The organism is Nostoc sp. (assembly GCF_036917135.1).
GTDB lineage: Bacteria > Cyanobacteriota > Cyanobacteriia > Cyanobacteriales > Nostocaceae > Nostoc.
On sequence record NZ_JBALEA010000023.1, the window covers coordinates 86771 to 103997 of the forward strand.

Annotated in this window: 15 protein-coding genes, 1 tRNA gene and 1 pseudogene; 5 read left to right on the top strand and 12 right to left on the bottom strand. The window is 44.0% G+C overall.

Features of this window, described 5'->3' with window-relative positions; genetic code table 11:
- Positions 1-2: 2 nt before the first annotated feature.
- Positions 3-527 carry a transposase gene (locus tag V7K50_RS05075; RefSeq protein ID WP_334957864.1) on the bottom strand — a complete coding sequence of 175 codons (525 nt, stop codon included), beginning with the start codon at positions 525-527 and terminating at the stop codon, positions 3-5.
- Positions 528-809: 282 nt separating this feature from the next.
- Between V7K50_RS05075 and V7K50_RS05080 the strand changes: the two genes are divergently transcribed.
- On the top strand, positions 810-965 hold the full coding sequence (locus tag V7K50_RS05080) for a hypothetical protein (RefSeq protein ID WP_334957866.1): 156 nt from the start codon (positions 810-812) through the stop codon (positions 963-965).
- A 54-nt stretch (positions 966-1019) separates the two neighbouring features.
- Here the strand turns inward: V7K50_RS05080 and V7K50_RS05085 are convergent.
- Positions 1020-1091, bottom strand: a tRNA-Thr gene (locus V7K50_RS05085).
- 33 nt (positions 1092-1124) lie between these two features.
- Between V7K50_RS05085 and V7K50_RS05090 the strand changes: the two genes are divergently transcribed.
- A complete protein-coding gene (locus V7K50_RS05090; RefSeq protein WP_334957868.1) occupies positions 1125-1418 on the top strand; it encodes a DUF3493 domain-containing protein in 294 nt (97 codons plus the stop codon).
- Between the two features lie 105 nt (positions 1419-1523).
- Here the strand turns inward: V7K50_RS05090 and V7K50_RS05095 are convergent, their stop codons facing one another.
- The 9 genes from V7K50_RS05095 to V7K50_RS05135 form a co-directional block, all read right to left on the bottom strand.
- Positions 1524-3218 (bottom strand): DUF1565 domain-containing protein, encoded by a 1695-nt coding sequence (locus tag V7K50_RS05095; RefSeq protein ID WP_334957870.1) that lies wholly within the window; start codon positions 3216-3218, stop codon positions 1524-1526.
- Positions 3219-4269: 1051 nt separating this feature from the next.
- Positions 4270-4467 carry a hypothetical protein gene (locus tag V7K50_RS05100; protein ID WP_334957872.1) on the bottom strand — a complete coding sequence of 66 codons (198 nt, stop codon included), beginning with the start codon at positions 4465-4467 and terminating at the stop codon, positions 4270-4272.
- Positions 4468-4617: 150 nt separating this feature from the next.
- Positions 4618-5238, bottom strand: coding sequence for a low-complexity tail membrane protein (locus V7K50_RS05105; protein WP_334957874.1), 621 nt, complete (start codon positions 5236-5238; stop codon positions 4618-4620).
- A gap of 105 nt (positions 5239-5343) precedes the next feature.
- The gene (gene infB, locus V7K50_RS05110; protein ID WP_334957876.1) at positions 5344-8505 is read right to left on the bottom strand and encodes a translation initiation factor IF-2; all 3162 of its coding nucleotides are present in this window, start codon (positions 8503-8505) and stop codon (positions 5344-5346) included.
- Positions 8506-8640: 135 nt separating this feature from the next.
- A complete protein-coding gene (locus V7K50_RS05115) occupies positions 8641-8880 on the bottom strand; it encodes a hypothetical protein (RefSeq protein WP_334957878.1) in 240 nt (79 codons plus the stop codon).
- A 221-nt stretch (positions 8881-9101) separates the two neighbouring features.
- Positions 9102-9371 (bottom strand): YlxR family protein, encoded by a 270-nt coding sequence (locus tag V7K50_RS05120; protein WP_292822895.1) that lies wholly within the window; start codon positions 9369-9371, stop codon positions 9102-9104.
- Between the two features lie 148 nt (positions 9372-9519).
- Positions 9520-10803, bottom strand: coding sequence for a transcription termination factor NusA (gene nusA, locus V7K50_RS05125; protein WP_334957880.1), 1284 nt, complete (start codon positions 10801-10803; stop codon positions 9520-9522).
- A 246-nt stretch (positions 10804-11049) separates the two neighbouring features.
- Complete coding sequence (gene rimP, locus V7K50_RS05130) at positions 11050-11511, bottom strand: ribosome maturation factor RimP (RefSeq protein ID WP_334957882.1); 462 nt, start codon at positions 11509-11511, stop codon at positions 11050-11052.
- A 398-nt stretch (positions 11512-11909) separates the two neighbouring features.
- Positions 11910-13358, bottom strand: coding sequence for a hypothetical protein (locus V7K50_RS05135; protein WP_334957884.1), 1449 nt, complete (start codon positions 13356-13358; stop codon positions 11910-11912).
- Positions 13359-13794: 436 nt separating this feature from the next.
- Between V7K50_RS05135 and V7K50_RS05140 the strand changes: the two genes are divergently transcribed.
- Positions 13795-14448 (top strand): peptidoglycan-binding domain-containing protein, encoded by a 654-nt coding sequence (locus tag V7K50_RS05140; protein WP_334957886.1) that lies wholly within the window; start codon positions 13795-13797, stop codon positions 14446-14448.
- Between the two features lie 31 nt (positions 14449-14479).
- Here the strand turns inward: V7K50_RS05140 and V7K50_RS05145 are convergent.
- Positions 14480-14749, bottom strand: a pseudogene (locus V7K50_RS05145) (SDH family Clp fold serine proteinase); the annotation flags it as partial.
- A gap of 418 nt (positions 14750-15167) precedes the next feature.
- Between V7K50_RS05145 and V7K50_RS05150 the strand changes: the two are divergent.
- On the top strand, positions 15168-15554 hold the full coding sequence (locus V7K50_RS05150; protein WP_334957888.1) for a hypothetical protein: 387 nt from the start codon (positions 15168-15170) through the stop codon (positions 15552-15554).
- Between the two features lie 1225 nt (positions 15555-16779).
- Positions 16780-17220, top strand: a complete 441-nt coding sequence (locus tag V7K50_RS05155) for a hypothetical protein (protein ID WP_334957890.1) — start codon at positions 16780-16782, stop codon at positions 17218-17220.
- Positions 17221-17227: the final 7 nt, after the last annotated feature.

Sequence of the window (17227 nt, forward strand, 5' to 3'; positions counted from 1 at the left end):
ATTTATTGATCTTGTTCCCAAGATAAAGGATTATTAAATATATATGTACGAATTTTTTGCAATACTTCCTCATTACGTATAATATGCTCGTAATAGTTACGTTGCCAAACAGCTATACTTTTTGAGTCTCTCAATTGATTAATACGACGAGCAGAAGATGTTTTGAAACTACGTATTATTTCTGATAATGGTTTCCCTCCTGATGCGGTTAATTGAATTATTCCATGTATATGGTTAGGCATAATTACAAATTCATCTAACTGAACATTACTAAATTTATTAGCCAGAATATTCCAGTTATATTGAACTACTTGTCCATACCGACTTAATTCGATATCCGTAGGGGCAGGTTCGTTGATCTCATCGTTGATATTGGATAATCTTTGTGAACCTGCCCCTCCCAATGTTCCTAATAAACATTCACGTTGCCAAATACAAATGGTTATAAAATACATCCCTGCCTGTGTATAATCATAATCCTTTAACCGAATTGATCTACGATGATGTTTATCTGGATTATATTTCATAATTTATATTATTGATTCATCGTTATAAATTGTGGCTGTAGGGGCGGGTTTACCGGAATCATCGTTGATAATTGAACATATCTGTGAACCCGCTTCTACCCGAATTATCGTTGGTAATTAATATCATAATCGTTATAAATTATTGGTTGTACGGGCGGGTTTACCCGAATCATCGTTGGTAATTGAACATATCTGTGAACCCGCCCCTACCCGAATTATCGTTATAAATCATGGCTGTACGGGCGGGTTTACCCGAATCATCGTTGGTAATTGAACATATCTGTGAACCCGCCCCTACCCGAATTATCGTCGCTACTTGCTTGTCAAACTCTGCCAATTGCAAAGGTTGTTCAGGCGATCATCACCAGCGAATTACTAGGTTTGATGACAATAATTTGTCACAACGACATCAATGTGTTACTGACGACAGATAATTAGTCACTGTACACTTGATTTATGTCAAACTCTAATATTGAACAATACTTTCATCAAAGCCGATGATGGGATTTGAACCCACGGCCTGCTGATTACGAATCAGCTGCTCTACCACTGAGCCACATCGGCGTACACAATCTAAGAGTATAACATGATTTAATCATGGTAAATCAAAATCCCAAAAATCGCCTTAACTCTGAACAATATGTCAGCCTCAAAGCAGAAATAGCTGCTCCTTATCGTGGCTTACGACAATTTTTCTACATCGCTTTTGGTGCTTCTGGCTCACTTGGTGCATTTGTCTTTTTCTTCCAAGTACTTGCCGGACGCAATATTGAGAGTGCAATGCCAAGTTTAGCTCTCCAAGTAGGAATAGTTGCCTTAATGGTGTTCCTCTGGCGGTGGGAACGGCGTCGGCAACAACGCCCCCAATCGGGTAAAAATCCTAATTCCTGAAGGCAGTTTAAAAAACCCAAAATTTAAATAAAAAACTCACATTAATTGGAAGCGTCAGACTGATAAGAAAGTTAGTCTGGCGCTTCTAATTTGCTAACTAGACATTTACTGAGCTGTTACCAAATAGGATGAAGGAATTGGTTGGGCACGTCCAGCATTGACGAGTGCCTGGTAAACAAAGGCAGCAACTTCGGCTCTAGTCGCTTCACGGCTAGGATTGAGTTGCTTGACTGTGGGATAGTTGATTACTAATTGCCGTGCAGTTGCCGCCGCAACAGGAGCGATCGCATAATTAGGAATCTGGGCAGCATCGCTGTAAAAGGAAAGGATATTCTGATTATTCGCAGTTAAGCCCAAACCATTAGCTAAAGCTACTAACGCCTGCACTCTTTGAATTTGCTGCTGTGGCTTAAAAGTTCCATCGGGATAACCAGAAACAAATTGACCTTGATAAGCAGATTGAATTGCAGCGTAAGCCCAGAAATTGGTTGCTACATCCTTAAACTTAATGGCTGCGCGTTTGGCTGGTGGTGTTAGGGCTTTAGTGACAATAGTGGCGAATTGAGCGCGGGTTACAGGTTCATTGGGTTTAAAGCTGCCATCAGGAAAGCCAGCAATAATATTTTGGGATGCTAAAGCTTCGATGTAGCTTTTTGCCCAGAAATTTGTCGGTACATCTTTAAAGGCGGTAGTCCCTCCAGAGGGTACGTTAACATTTGCGGCAACAAAATCTACTGAGCCAAAAATCTTTTTCTGATCGATATCGTTACCAACAGCAATTATTTTACCGGTTTTAGTGGCGTTGTTCACATCATAACGAGTGTTATTCCGGATCAGATTGCCACCAGGACTTTCGTTAGTACCAAGATCGGGTAAAGCACTAACAGTTGCTACTAAGCCATCTCGCTTATTGTTCTGAATGACATTTTTACGCAATACCGGCTTCGCTGACTCTGAGATAAAAAGACCGTCTTGGTTTTCGACGATTTGGTTTTCTACAACTAGGGGTGTGGAAGTGCCACCGATCGCCAGACCAAAACCAGTATCCTGAAATAAGTTACTCCGAATTTCTCCTTGGGCAGCTTTAGCAATTGAAATGCCATTGCCTTTGTTTTGCACAAAGATGTTACTTTCAATTTTGGGATTGCCTGTACCCGTGACAAAAACACCCTCTCTGACACTGTTAGTAAAAGTACTGTTTTTGATAATGGGATTAGTTGACTCGACCCACACACCCGTACCCCGGCTATTTGGGTTGGTAACGGTGACACCAGCGATCGTCGTATCTTGGTCGGCAAGGATGGTAATATCTTGTCTGGCAAAGGTGCGACTAGTGTAGAAACCTCCACCTGTAATTAATATCGCCTGACCTTTACTAGCTTCATCACCCCGCAGTGTTACCCCTGGTTTCAGCAAAAGCGGGAAGGTTTCGCCACTTTGTTGGTTATAGCTACCAGGTGCTAATTGAATAACTGCACCTGGTTGGGCTTGACTGAGAGCAAAACTGATGCTTTTGTAGGGCGCAGCTGAGGTTGTACCACTACCAGCCCTATCTGTACCAGTTGCTGGATTAACGTAAATGGCTGCGGCTGTTGCGGGAGCTTGCGCTGTGAGAGTTGGGGCGATATTTCCTGGGTGAGTAGCATCAGCATTAACCTTACCCTGTAGTAGCATTGAACCACTAGAAACAACAAGCATTGCCGTTAGTCCGGCTCCCACGCGCAAAGTATATCTGAGATGACTGCTAGAAAGAAGGCGAAAATTTTTCGCTAGAGAAATGTGAAAACCCCGATATTTCATTTTTTGAGTCTGTGATGTGCTGAATTACGGTATGTCGAACAAGGTTAAAGATAGCAGCCTTGTAGCTGCTGTAAAACCCATGCAAAACTATACTGGATGATTAGCACTGATTCAGCTAAATTCCTTAGATAGATCACAGAACTTATACATTTTAGGGGCTACCTTGCCGCAGAAAATCAGTATTATTCACAGGACTTACGCAAACAATAGCCAAAAAGAATGATTTTCAGTAGGGGCAATTCATGAATTGCCCCTACTGCGTAGAGCGGAATCCCGGAATTAAGGGACTGTATTTTTACTTGTATCTTGCACCAGGCTACTAGAAGTTGCGGCTACATAGACAAAACCTGCCTCCGCAGGTTGAAAAGCCTTGATTTTGCGTTAGTCCGCGTAGTCCGCCTACCCTTCTCTTCGAGAGGCTGCATCAACGGGTTCTCCAAAGGAGTACGTTTGTATAGCCCCGATTTCTAATCGCTAGGTCTGGTCTAGGTGCAAGATGTGAGTTTAGATAGAGTAAGCTGAAAACCATCTAAATTGAATAATCAAATTAAATGAAGAAGAATTCAGAAGTCAGAATTCAGGAGCCAGAATGCAATCAATGGGGGATTCAGACCCGCCACTGATTGTTCGCGCTTGCGTCTCGTAGAGAAGACCACCAAATTTTCAATTTGGTAGGGGTGCAAAAACGCCGTTTATTCATCCACCAGTCGCACAAAATTCATTCTTAATTCTGGCTCCTGACTCCTGAATTCTGTTTGATAAAACTATTGTGGGGTGGGCAACATGAGCGCCCTAATTATACAAATTAAATGCGGAACGGCTTAGTAATATTATTTTGGATAAAATTAGTCAAATTATTTATACACCGTCTCGGCGACAGGTTTTGTCAGCCGCATTGGTACTTTCTGGTAGTCTTGACTAGCAGGTGTCGCTGATTGAAATTATTAAAAATAATCCCACAAATAAAGTGGAAGTTGATGGCGTAGTTTACCGCCGTAGGCATCGCTTAGAGGGTATATACCATCAACTCCATCCCTTGCAAACATTGTGTTTAGTAAGCTAAAGTTTCTAAAGTTTCCCTTAAATACCGTTGTACTTGCTGTTCCAAGCGAATTCCCTGTAATTGAGTATCGCGTTCTAGTTGCCAGCGCTGAAAACCGGAACTAGTGGAAATCGCGCATTTGAGACTATACCAAATTTCAGTATGAGCAGAAAATTGGCGATCGCTAGAAGCTGGAATTTGAGCCATAGTTCCTCATTCCTTTATTTTTACTTCAATGGTAACTGGGCATTGGGCATTGGGAATTGGGCATTGGTTATTAGTTTCTCTCCCTCATCTCCCCCTGCCCCTGCCTTTCTCTCTAGCCCTTTAAAGTGAAATAATATACTTTACGGGCTGCTACGAATCTGTATTTATCCTAAACAAGGATTGCAACAATCGGGGCACGATTTGATTAACCCTCACCCCTAAAATTGTAAAATCTTGCTTAATCTTTTCTAAAGATAATGGCTCTATGCCAGCGAATTCTGTCTCATTAATCACCAAAACTCGCATTACACTCACAGGTATTTGTAAAAATAGATTGCTGCCCAAAAAGGCTAATCCCGCAAGGACTAGTGCAAGGCTGCGCCATTGTGGGAGAAATTTGGCTGAATTTGCTACTAATGGGGCAATTTGGTAAAGATTCCACAGTACCCAAACTGACAATACTGCTGCCACTAATGCCAGGATACGATTTAACTTTGTATTAATTAAACAGAGAATTTTTCGCTGCCGTTCAGTCAGATTTTCTGGCTTTAGGGCTATTCCTAAAAGAGCAAATATATAAAAAGGGCGGCGCAACTGCATCCACAGCAGGGGTAGAACACCAATGGCGGCAACTAAAAATAGCTCCATCCATACTGGTAAAAACGGCTCGCCTACAGACAGGAACAATAAGCAGAGTACTAAAAAAACAGGCAACGTCGCCAATCCAGCGACGTGAATCCACAAAATAGGTTCAGAGCGAAATGAATGCATATTATAAAAAGTTGTGAGTTAAGAATTAGGAGTTAGGAATTAGCAGCCTTTAACTCCTAACTCCTAATTTATCACTCCTAACGTCTAACCATTTTACCCTCAACACTATCTCGTTAAGGTGAGTGTGCGGCGCTTCGTAACCATTTGATAGGATTCGATGATGTCACCTTCAACCCAATCATTGAATTTATCCATGCCGACACCGCATTCATAACCGGCGTTGACCTCACGGGCATCTTCTTTCATCCGTTTTAGGGAGTCAAGGACACCTTCAAAGACCACCTTACCGTTACGTCGCACCCTGACTTTGCAGTTGCGAACTAGCTTGCCAGATTGAACGTAGCAACCGGCAACCGCACCACGACCGACTGGGAAGACGGCCCGGACTTCGGTTTGACCCAAGGGTTCTTCCACCAACTCTGGTTCCAAAAGACCTTCCAAGGCATCTTGGATATCTTCTAGGAGTTTGTAGATGACGTTATATTCCCGAACATCTACACCTGCTTCATCGGCGGCTTGTCTAGCACCACTGGCAAAGGTGGTGTTGAAGCCGATAATTACAGCGTTACTGGCAGCTGCTAAGTCGATATCTGTCTCGGTAATTTCCCCAGCAGTCGCCAACAGCATCCGAATTTGGACTTCGTTTTGCGGGATTTGCTTGAGCGCTCCCACAATGGCTTCTACGGAACCTTGGACATCTCCCTTCAAGATCAAGTTGAGTTCTTTCAACTCGCCTTCTTGGGCTTGAGCGGACAGGGTTGTAAGGGTAACACGACCTTGTAACAGGCGGGATAGGCGTTGTCTGTCGGCGCGATCGCTAGCGAGTGCCCTGGCTTCTTTTTCGTTGTAGAAGACCTCGAACTCATCACCTGCTGCTGGTACATCACTTAAACCTAGTACCTCCACAGCAAAGGAAGGAGAAGCAATTTCTACTCTCTTGCTTCTGTCATCCACCATCGCCCGGACTTTACCAAAGGCCGAACCAGCTACTAAGATATCTCCCACATGGAGTGTGCCATTCTGAATTAGCAGGGTAGCAACTGCTCCCTTGGCTTTATCCAGATGCGCTTCAATGACAGTTCCTTTGGCGGAACGATCTGGGTTAGCAGATAGTTCGCCAACTTCTGCTACTAGCAGAATCATCTCTAAGAGCGTATCCAGATTTTCACCTCTGATAGCGCTCACGGGAACCATGATTGTCTCACCACCCCAATCTTCTGCGGTCAAACCATACTGGGTAAGTTCTTGTTTCACCCGTTCTGGTTGTGCCCCTTCTTTGTCAATTTTGTTGATGGCAACAACAATTGGCACTCCGGCAGCTTGGGCGTGACTAATGGCTTCAATGGTTTGGGGACGGACACCATCATCAGCAGCCACTACTAATACGGCAATGTCTGTTACCCGCGCTCCTCGTGCCCGCATCGCTGTAAAGGCTTCGTGACCAGGTGTATCCAGGAAGACTATCTGCTGCGGTTTGCCCTCATGTACCACATCCACATGGTATGCGCCGATGTGTTGAGTGATACCGCCAGCTTCGCCAGCAGCCACTTTGGTTTTGCGGATTGAGTCGAGCAGGGTTGTTTTACCGTGGTCTACGTGACCCATAATTGTCACGACTGGCGGACGGCGATGGAGATATTCTTGGTCTTCTGCGCCGACCATTTCCGTAATTTTCCGAGCTTCTGCTTCTCGCTCGACAGTTTCGACTTCTATTTCTAGTTCTTTTCCTACCAGGGTAATTGTGGGAATATCCAGATTTTGGGTGATACTCACCGCCATGCCTTTAAGGAACAGGATTTTGACAATCTCTGTATCGGCAACAGCTAAAACGTCAGACAGTTCTTGCACTGTCAACGGTCCTGTGATCGTCACTTTTTCGGGGCGATCGCGCTTTGTATCGGCTTCTTGGCGACGGTTCTGGTGATGGTCGCGGCCTGAACCAGACTTGGAACCAGACCTGGAACCAGATTTCCTGGCTCTTGCAGTTGGGGCGCTAGCAAGGGTTGCACCTGGCATCTGTACAGGTCGAGTCGCTTTCGGTTTGGGAGGACGAGCGATGGAAAGGCTGACTTGGACGGTGGCTGGTGAGTCGATATCGTCATCATCCAGCAAATCTTCTTCAAACTCATCATCAAGTATGGGTTTGATCCGCTTGCCTTTGACACCAGCTTTCGCCTTCTCTTTAACTTCGTCAATGATTTCCTCTTCTACCCACTTTTTGCCGCCTTTGGTTGGTCGAGGCGGACTTGGGCGTTTTAAATCGAGGAGATCCGGTGTAACTGGTTCATCACCCAATCCTTGAGATTTGCCGGCTATTCCTGACATCTGTCTCGGTGGAGTAGCGATCGGCATGGCGGCAGCTACACCTTCACCTGGACGTGCTGGCCTGGGTCGTTGCCCTTCTCCCAATTGTGATGGTGCAGATGGTCTAGTGCCCCTCTGCTCTGGTCTGGTGGGTGAAGGGGTAGGACGACTTGTTCTTTGTGGTGCAGCTGGTGAGGGTTGGTCAGTTGGCAGTTTAGCAACTTTTGGCTTAATCTGATCGCGATCGCCTTCAACGGGTCGTAGCCGTTGGTCGCGTTTGAGAACCGGCTTAAATGCCGGAGATCCCGGCTCATCTGCTACCGGGGCTTCTTCTGCCGCCGGTCTGGATGGAGGAGCAACTAGTTGCGGTTTGATCGGTTTTTCCGCTTTCGGTCTGGGTGGAACTGTTTTTTCCGGTTTTGGGGATGCTATTTTTTCCGGTGCCTGATTTACATTCGGCGTTTGTTCCAAGTTGGCGATCGGAGGTTGCTCTTGAGTCTCAGATTGAGTCCGGGGCACAGGTCTAGTTGGTGCTGCCGGCTTCATGGGCGAGACTGGTGTAGCGAAAGGCCGTGGAGGAGAGGGAGGATTAGCTTCAGACAAGGCAGCTTGGGTATTGTTAGCAAGTGACGCCTCTGGGGCGTTGGAAGTAGTATTTCTCAATATTTTGGGTTTGCGTATTTCCAAAATTTGCTGTTTGTGGGGTGCAGCTGGTCGGTTACGTCCGCCGTTGGGTGGTGAATTTGGTTTATGGCTGGTTGTACCTAGTTCCTTTTTGGCAGATACATTCGTAGCTGCAAGCTTTTCTGCTGCCGCCCGGATGTTTTCTGCCTCGGATTCTGAAATCGTGCTGCTATGGCTTTTGACCGAGATGCTGAGCTGCTCGCAAATTGCTAATAGCTCTTTGTTATCCAAATTCAATTCCTTTGATAATTCATAGATTCTAACTTTGCCGTTGTTCATCCACTCTTCCCCTTTAATTTACAGTTTTAGCGGATGGTTGCCTGGTTTGCGACATCTCCATCCTTGGATTACTGTTTTTAGGTTGCCGTTCAGTTTTTGCCGGTGCCTCCAATCAGGAAAGAGAGATGTTTCGGTTTAATAATGGCATCCCCACCAGGAATGATGGTTGAGGTATACCCATAAAAATTTCTTAAATAAAGGATTTTTATAGGAACCGTTGACGCCGAACTGCGCCTGAGCGCTACCAGGTTGCCATTTTGTAGTTTTTTGTTTTGTTGATTCTGAGTCTTCCACAACACAATCGATTACATCTTGTTCTGGGAATCTGGCCTCGCCGCTCTTGTTATTAGAGAGCCGAATGCCTCTTACACCCATTTTATATTTTGGCAGTGACAGACTTCTACCCTGACCTGCGGGATAGTGTAGGCTTCTGTACCACTTCCGGTATCCCGGACATTAACCAGAGGCGGAGGGTCTCCGGCTCTGTTGAGCATTTGTTTTAATTCCACGGGATGCCCCACCGCAGAAGTTGATCAATAGAAAAGTGTTGAACACTTTTGTACCGTCAAAATTTTACTTGCCCACAGAAAACTACTCTAAATTTTATTTTGGGTATTACTGGGGGCTAGACGTTGCGACAAGCTTTGGTACAGTGTTTCTGGCACTGATGCATGTAGCGATCGCCCTAGTCGATTTTTTTTTTGAGCTGCTTGTAGGCAACTCGTTTCGGGACAAATATAGGCAGAACGCCCCATGCCCTGATCTAATTGTACCTTTCCCGATGGAAAGACGCGGACAATCCGCCAAAACTCATCTTTTGAGCCTACTTTACGGCAACTAATACAGCGCCGATAATTTGGTTTCATCGGTTCTCTGTGATCTCAGTCCCGGATTTGGGATGTAAAAACAAGTTTACTATGACTATTTTTTACTTATACCAAGTGGCTTTTGACAAAATAACCCTTGAGACTGAGACTAGAATCTACAGTATCAAAACTTTACAAAATTAATCAATTATTCATCATCGTGATTGTCAAAAGTATCTTCTTCTAATTCGTCCTGATTTTCATCCTCGAATTCTTCTTCATATTCCAGATCGTCTTCCTCTGATTCCTCTGATTGATATTTTGTTCTGACGGCTGCAAATTTGGCATCTTCTCCGGCAAAGTCATACTTAGCTTTGTCTTTGATGTCTATTTTCCAACCAGTCAGGCGGGCTGCCAAACGGACGTTTTGCCCTTCTTTGCCTATGGCCAAACTCAATTGATCTTCAGCCACTAATACGTGAGTTTGGCGCGATTCTGGGTCCATTAGGCGCACTTCATCCACCCGTGCTGGACTTAAGGCATTAGCGATGTATGTTGCTGGGTCTGGCGACCAGCGAATTACATCTATTTTTTCACCGCGTAATTCGTTGACTACCACTTGAATTCGCGATCCCCTGGCTCCAATACAAGCGCCAACTGGGTCTACATCGCGATCGAGAGTATCTACTGCTATTTTAGTGCGAGGTCCGACATAACGGGAGGGGGGGTTTGCCTCCCTAGCTACGGCAACAATCCGTACCACTTCATCTTCGATTTCTGGGACTTCGTTGGCGAAAAGATAAACCACTAAACCAGCATCAGCACGAGACACAAGCAACTGTGGGCCTCGTTGCTGACCTTGGGAGACTTTTTTGAGATAGACCTTGAAGGTGGCATTTGCTCGATAATTATCGTTGGGCAGTTGTTCCCGCTTTGGTAATTCGGCTTCTACTTCTGGCTGACCAAAATTACTGGTGACTGCCAGAACCACTGATTGCCGTTCAAACCGCAGGACTCTTGCTTGCAAAACAGTTCCTTCTAAATCTTGGAACTCTTCTTGCACCATCTGGCGCTGTTGATCCCGTAATTTTTGCGCCAATACCTGCTTAGTTTGCATCGCCGCCATCCGACCAAATTCGCCTTGGTCGGGGGTAACATCCAGCACAACAGAGTCCCCTAACTGCGCTTCGGGAGCTACTTGTTGAACTTCCTCTAGGGAAATTTGGTGGTCTGTATTATTGACTTCTTCAACAATAGTTTTGGTGGAAAGGACGCGAAACCCTTCTCCTTCAATATCGAGTTCTACTTCAAAATTCTCAAAATAATCTTCGTCAAACTGTCTGCGCTCTAAATTTTGGGCGCGGCGATAACGTTCGTAGCCTTTGAGTAGTGCTTCTCTAATCGCTGATTGAACTGCAAGCCGGGGTAAATTGCGATCGCGACTTATACTTTCAATTAATTCTTTTAATCCAGGTAAAGTAACCATTGACATAAGCAATCTCCTTTAAAAATTAGAGAGTGGGGAGTGGGGAGTGGGGAGTGGGGACTTGTACTGAGCGACTTGTGCCGAGCGAAGCCGAGGTAAGCCGAAGTGGGGATTGGGCATGGGGCATTGGGTGCAAAGGGGAAAGACTTGCAGCAACTTCCCCTCTGCTCCTCTGCTCCTCTGCTCCCTCTGCTCTTTTGCTCCTCCAATCCCTAGTCCCTAGTCCCTAGCCTCTAGCCTTTAATCACTCGTTTATCGGCGCTCGTCTAGCTGCACCTTAGTAATTAGGGAACGGGGAATTTCGACTACACGGCCTTTTTGGTTTAAGTAAAGTGCTGTCTCATCCCGGCGAATCAACTGACCAATCCACTCTTGTTGTCCGTCGTAGGGGGGCGTTGTGGAGATGATGACAGGAAATCCTTTAAAGGAAATAAATTCCCTGTCTGTTACCAGTTGCCGCGAAATACCAGGACTAGACACTTCCAAGACGTATTTATCTGGAACTATTTCCGCAGCATCTAAGGAAGCTTCTAAAGCACGGCTCATCCTCTCACAGTCATTCAAACCGGTGTCTTGCTCAGGATTGCGAATGTCTACCCGCAATACTGGTGGACTTTGGTTGGTGTGAAAAACCACGCCAACCACTTCTAATCCCAGTTCTTCTGCCACTGGTGTCGCCAAATCAATAATTTGTGGAATTAAAGGATGAGCCATGAGAGAATTCAATAAAAAAAGTGGGCATCGACCCACTTCCTGCGATAGGTATATCTTCCAAGAAGTCTTGTGACGAACCAATGATGATTCGCCTAATTTGAGTTTAGCGCATTTCTTTTGTAGTCGTGCGTTGGGGATTAGGTATTGGGGATTGGGGACTTGTACTGAGCGACTTGTGCCGAGCGAAGCCGAGGTAAGCCGAAGTATTGGGGACTGGGGATTAGGAAGTAAGTACAATTAATTCGTAGCTCTCTACCCTGCTGTAAGGCGTTCGCGTAGCGTCTCGCAGAGAAGCGCCTATGAGTTTAAATCTCAACCCTCAATTCGCCAAAATTTTACCCAAAGCTCTACCAAGGACTAGGAACTGAATTATCCTCAATCCCCAGTCCCCAATCCTCCTACCCTTCCCTGATTTGAGGCAGAGTAGTGCCTTTATCCACTACTGTTGGAACTGATACTTGTGTTCTTAACTTCCTGGTTTGCTCGATAATTTGATCTATGTCTTCTTCAGACAAACGCTGGACGTAGTTGAGTTTGATTTCCTCTAAGAAGTCAAAAAGTAAACTCTGAATTTCTGAAAGTACGTGTTTTTCCTTGATCTCAGATCCCAAGGCTTGGCTGAAGCTTTCTACTAGTTGAGTGGTGAGTTTTGCTCCCACAGGATCTTCAACAGCGCCAACTAAAGTTTTGTAAAGATTAGTTGTGATTTGAGTCGCCAATTGTTCGCTTAACTGGGTTTGGGCTTGTCCCACGCCAGGGAGATTCTTTATGTTGCGATAGACGGGGACTTGATGGAGGAAAGTTTCGATGTTGTGGCGCAAAATGGCAACGATCGCAGGTTGGATATCAGGTAGTACTCCGTAGACAATTGTTTTTACCAAAAGACCTGCGATCGCTTCCACTTCATTCACATTATTAATATCTATGTAGGGACGTAAATTTTCTTGTTGCGAGAGCCAACTCGTTAACTCACCCCGTTGAATTGAACCCTGAACCTGATTAATCACCCTCACTACTACAATTTCTGTGAGTTCTTCGGCAAAATTGGCAACAATTCCCTGATTAATTTGCTTTCGCACTGAATGGAGATCCAATAACTGCGCTTGATCGAGACGGATTACTACAGGTAAGATTCTCAAGCACCGCCAAAAAGGGAGTAGTAAAAATAGGTCGTACCAACGCCACAATAATGCTTCAAACCAGCTTAAAGCAGGACGTTGCCGTTTGAGCAAGAAGGTACGCCCCAGCAATTCTACGCCAAATAAAATCACAAAGGGGAAGTCAATTTCCCAGAAATTATCAACAAATTCGCCATTTTCACCGATCTGGCGGTAGTAGTTAGAGGCAATCAAAGGGGCAATGCTTTTGTTAAAAAAATTAATTTCTTCAACCCAGCCTTTTTGTGATAGGTACAGCTGACTCCAAAAAGTGCCAAAGGACTGTTTTGCAGATTCGTTACCGATGTGCGATCGCATCCGCTTTTTAATTTTTTCCAGAGTCCCACTCTTATTCACTCCCGCAAACGGGTTAGTGTCAATCATTTCATTGCTCAGACGCCTTATTTCCTCTAGTCTGCTATTTACCTGAGGCGACTGTAACCCTGTTTGGCTAACTTGTTCTTCTAATGCCTTGACTATTTCTAAATAATTTTTCGTCTCTCGATGCCGTTCAATACCTTTTATTGGGTCATAAATCTCAATAATTTGGGGAAGTTTTCGCAAATAAAAATCTCGCCCAGGTACGTAACTTAAATCAAACACAACTAAACCTAAATTTACGGTGGCAGCAATTGCCATAAACCTTTCAAACCAAAGATTCCGTTGTTTAGAAGATTTTATGTTTTTCATTCTTTGTCATATATTATACGTTTTAGCAAGTTTGGAATATAAGCTCTTTCACTTATTAATTTTCGGCTATTTGCAGTTGAGTAGACCCTAGCTAAAAGGACTGTTAGAGACCACAAATACATACACGACGCTTTATCCACCTTCATGAGTGCCAATCCCCATTCAAATCTTCCCAGTCCCTAGTACAACCAGTCCCCAATCGCTAGTTCAAAGGGTGTATTCGATTCAAATGATAACCGATGTATCTCTGCTCATACAAGATACTTCTTTTGATAGATGACATAAGGTAGTTATTGTGAATTTGGCTAATTTTGATAAAAAAATCACAAATTATTCAAAATTCATTAAATAATCATGAAAAAAGTTATTAAACAAACTTAAAATGCAGCTGTTAACCTTTATAATCCTGCTGATTTAGCCCAAAGGAGTTTTAAGTATGTGGTGTGGGTTTGGAAAATCAAGTGCAACTTTTGCTGTTACTTGCCTGATGACTGCTAGTTTGGTAATTGGAGACACTGGGTTCGCAGCCTCTCAACGTAGCTATACGCCCCAGCAATTCCGTGAAGTATTGCGGGGATTAGGCTATAACGTCAAGGTAACAAATAGTGCTTTGACGGACGAGGAAACTAAAAAGGCAATTCGAGAATTTCAGACGGGTTATAAGCTAAAACCAGTTGATGGGATAGCAGGGGCAAAAACCCAAGATTTTGCTGCTAATATCGTTAAAATTCTGCACAGAAATTTGAATGCAGTGGTGAAGCCAAATCCTCCCCTCCCGCGCGATCATTTTTATGGTTCACGGACGGAAGAAGTGGTGAAGGAATATCAGAAGAAATATCAGTTGCAAGAAACTGGAATTGCTAATTTAGCACTCCGCCAAAAGCTGAATGAAGAAGCAAAGACAGTCTTAAGTCAGCCAACAGCAAAACCGACAGCTACACCGACAGCTAAACCGACAACTAAACCAACGGCTAAACCAACGGCTAAACCAACGGCTAAACCAACGGCTACACCGACAGCTAAACCAACGGCTACACCGACAGCTACACCCACAGCTACCCCAACAGCGACACCCACAACTACACCCTAGTTGCCACAAACAACTCCTACCACAGAGCCACTTAAGTCATCTGATTTGGTTCTTCTAAGGGTCTACCTTTGGGTGTAGGTAGAATTGGACGGTGGTCATTGTAAGGCATAGGAATGTACTGCACGCTGGGTTGCCCTGCTTGCGGCTGCGGGTACAGATCCATGAGATCATAAATAGAATGGGGCAGTCCGACGGTTACGGGCAGCCCCATTTCTGTTGCTTCTTCAATAGTGAAGCGCCCAGTTATTAAGCCTTAGATAATTGATGCGGTATTTTCTGGCAAAACTTTTTGTTTATCAACGAGTCCGAAGATAGCATTAGCATCCATAATACAAATTTAGGGCAAGTTTGGGGCGATCGCAGTTCTATCTCTAGGTTTAAAAGTCACTAGCCCTTTCAAGGTGAGTAAGAATTTTGCTCAAAAAATTCCTCTTTAATCTCTTAACTCTGTGTTCTCTGCGCGGCAGCGCGGTCTTGTCTCTGTGGTTAAAAAATTACTTTTAAACCGCAGAGGCACGGAGAGCGCAGAGAGAAAAACAGAGATTTTACGAGTCACCTTGAAAGGGCTAGTCGTATACTCTTATAAAACTTAATATTATTAATAATTGAGAAGTTTATTACACTTTTTGTGTAGAAAAAAGAGAGTTAAGTAGTAAAGCTCTTGCAAATTTAAATTTGCAAGAGCTTTAACCAACTCGTTCTATTGAACAGGAGTAAATATGGAACTGGAACCCAACAACACTTTTAACACTGCCACTTTCACAGGTGTAGGCCAAGGATTTAATTTCTATGCCTCTTATGGAAACTATATTGGTCCTGGAGACGACGACTACTTCTACTTATATGCCCCTAAAGCGGGAGATACAATTTCCATTAACACCTCTGGTAGAGGCTCCTACGCTGATGATGTGGACACGACCATAACACTCTTTAATGCGTACTACACACAAGTAGGCTTTGATGACGATAGTGGTATCAACCGTAACAGCTCATTGACCTACATTGCTCCAGCAGCCGGTTACTACTACTTTGATGTAGCGGGATATAATGGTAATACAGGGAATTACGATATTACCGTCAATTTGACACCCAATTTGACGACTTAAACTAGACGTGTTAACACTTAGAGGATGTCTGAATAAAAGCCTCCATTGCTACTTTCTTAAGGGCGAGAAACTGGTATGCATCAACCAGAAATCGTTTTTACAGACCCTCACTTCGACTACTTGAGTACTTTAGCTGGATATATTTTTGACTTTTCAGACATCCTCTAAGAGGGAATGCTACGCGCTCATAGCCTCAAGATTTGCTACCTGGGGGAGCGCTAATAAAAAATCAAATTTTCGCGTAGCGTTCCGTTCGCGCAGCCTATCGTAGAGAAGCAAAGGCGGTTAAAGCCTTGTGTAGACAAGCCAGTGCGTTGGGGAGCCAGCGCGGTCTTGGGGGTTTCCCCCCATGAGCGACTGGCGGCGGCTCCGCCGACTTGAAGCACCTGGCGCGGTTTGTAGCCGCCCTTTTAACTATTGGCAAAGGTTCGTCCCTGATATCGATTATTTCTACTAGTCATCTACCTATGTTTTTAGCAATCCGTTTGTAATACTCTTCAGATGAGGTACATCCTCAACGAAAATCGGCGGGAATCCCATCATTGTCGCAAATTTGGGGCGATCGCAGTTCTATTTTCTATCTGTAGATTTAAAAGTATCGAACTATAGTCAGCAAAAAAATTATTATACAACTTAATACTTAATATTATTAATAATTGAGAAGTTTATTACACGTCTTGCGTAAAAAAAAAGACAGCTAATGTAGTGTGTCCACATATAAAAATTGAAATTTGCAAAAGCTTTAACCAACTGGTTATATTGAATATGTTGTAAGCAAATATATAAATTAATATTATTAACTGTAAATTTGACTTAAACTACGAAGTGTTAACACTTAGAAAATGTCTAAAAAAAACCTCTATTGCTACTTTCTCAAGGGCGACCAGCCTTTCTGAATCAACGAGAAATTGTCTTTACAAAGCCTCATTTGAACTACTTGAGTGCGTTGGTGGGGTGCATTTTTTTTTAGCTTTTGAGACATCCTCTAAGCTCGACTTTATCCAAAATTAAAAAGTCGGTTTTTTGATCCAGCAAAAAGCCAGGGTTTTTGGCAAATAGTTTTTCCACGTCACAGATTCTCGGTGAAATTTAAAAAGTAAAGCTACGGTTCCACAAAGGTTTCAGCGTCAGTTTGAGCGTTGCAAAAAAACGGATAAATTCGGGATTGTTTCATTCTTCAAATACCGATCAATATTTTCAGCTATATTCCAGGAAAATATTTAATATGAAGCGATTGACATTGTGTGGTTCGTTGTTAGCTATTGTCGGATCAACTATCAGTTTTACAATTCCAGCAACAGCAATCGAGGCAATCTTTAGGACAACGACACAATACCTTAACTTGCCCTTTAACAACGATGAACAACTCATAATACATCGGGTTACCGTTCCTGCTGGTTCTAAGGTGATAACTTACTCAGTAAGTGTAACCAACTACTACGTCGGGGAATTTGTCCGATGCGGTCTTAGAGCAAACGGTAGTTTTGTTGAACAGCACACAGCTGTTGTTGGCGGTGGTCAAAGTGCAACTAACGCAGCTACAATTAGCGGCGTTACATATAGGACTTCCACTGTGCCATACACCCTTGATCTTGTATGTTCTCACGATGGCGGTGGTACTAGTATACCCACCATTGATGCTTACGCTGAACTAGCGGTTTTTTAGGTCTAAA

What these genes read in the sequence shown, in the direction of transcription:
- V7K50_RS05075 (WP_334957864.1), bottom strand. Translation starts at nt 527, where the DNA reads ATGAAATATAATCCAGATAAACATCATCGTAGATCAATTCGGTTAAAG.
- V7K50_RS05090 (WP_334957868.1), top strand. Translation starts at nt 1,125, where the DNA reads ATGGTAAATCAAAATCCCAAAAATCGCCTTAACTCTGAACAATATGTC.
- V7K50_RS05095 (WP_334957870.1), bottom strand. Translation starts at nt 3,218, where the DNA reads ATGAAATATCGGGGTTTTCACATTTCTCTAGCGAAAAATTTTCGCCTT.
- V7K50_RS05100 (WP_334957872.1), bottom strand. Translation starts at nt 4,467, where the DNA reads ATGGCTCAAATTCCAGCTTCTAGCGATCGCCAATTTTCTGCTCATACT.
- V7K50_RS05105 (WP_334957874.1), bottom strand. Translation starts at nt 5,238, where the DNA reads ATGCATTCATTTCGCTCTGAACCTATTTTGTGGATTCACGTCGCTGGA.
- infB (WP_334957876.1), bottom strand. Translation starts at nt 8,505, where the DNA reads ATGAACAACGGCAAAGTTAGAATCTATGAATTATCAAAGGAATTGAAT.
- V7K50_RS05115 (WP_334957878.1), bottom strand. Translation starts at nt 8,880, where the DNA reads ATGGGTGTAAGAGGCATTCGGCTCTCTAATAACAAGAGCGGCGAGGCC.
- V7K50_RS05120 (WP_292822895.1), bottom strand. Translation starts at nt 9,371, where the DNA reads ATGAAACCAAATTATCGGCGCTGTATTAGTTGCCGTAAAGTAGGCTCA.
- nusA (WP_334957880.1), bottom strand. Translation starts at nt 10,803, where the DNA reads ATGTCAATGGTTACTTTACCTGGATTAAAAGAATTAATTGAAAGTATA.
- rimP (WP_334957882.1), bottom strand. Translation starts at nt 11,511, where the DNA reads ATGGCTCATCCTTTAATTCCACAAATTATTGATTTGGCGACACCAGTG.
- V7K50_RS05135 (WP_334957884.1), bottom strand. Translation starts at nt 13,358, where the DNA reads ATGAAAAACATAAAATCTTCTAAACAACGGAATCTTTGGTTTGAAAGG.
- V7K50_RS05140 (WP_334957886.1), top strand. Translation starts at nt 13,795, where the DNA reads ATGTGGTGTGGGTTTGGAAAATCAAGTGCAACTTTTGCTGTTACTTGC.
- V7K50_RS05150 (WP_334957888.1), top strand. Translation starts at nt 15,168, where the DNA reads ATGGAACTGGAACCCAACAACACTTTTAACACTGCCACTTTCACAGGT.
- V7K50_RS05155 (WP_334957890.1), top strand. Translation starts at nt 16,780, where the DNA reads ATGAAGCGATTGACATTGTGTGGTTCGTTGTTAGCTATTGTCGGATCA.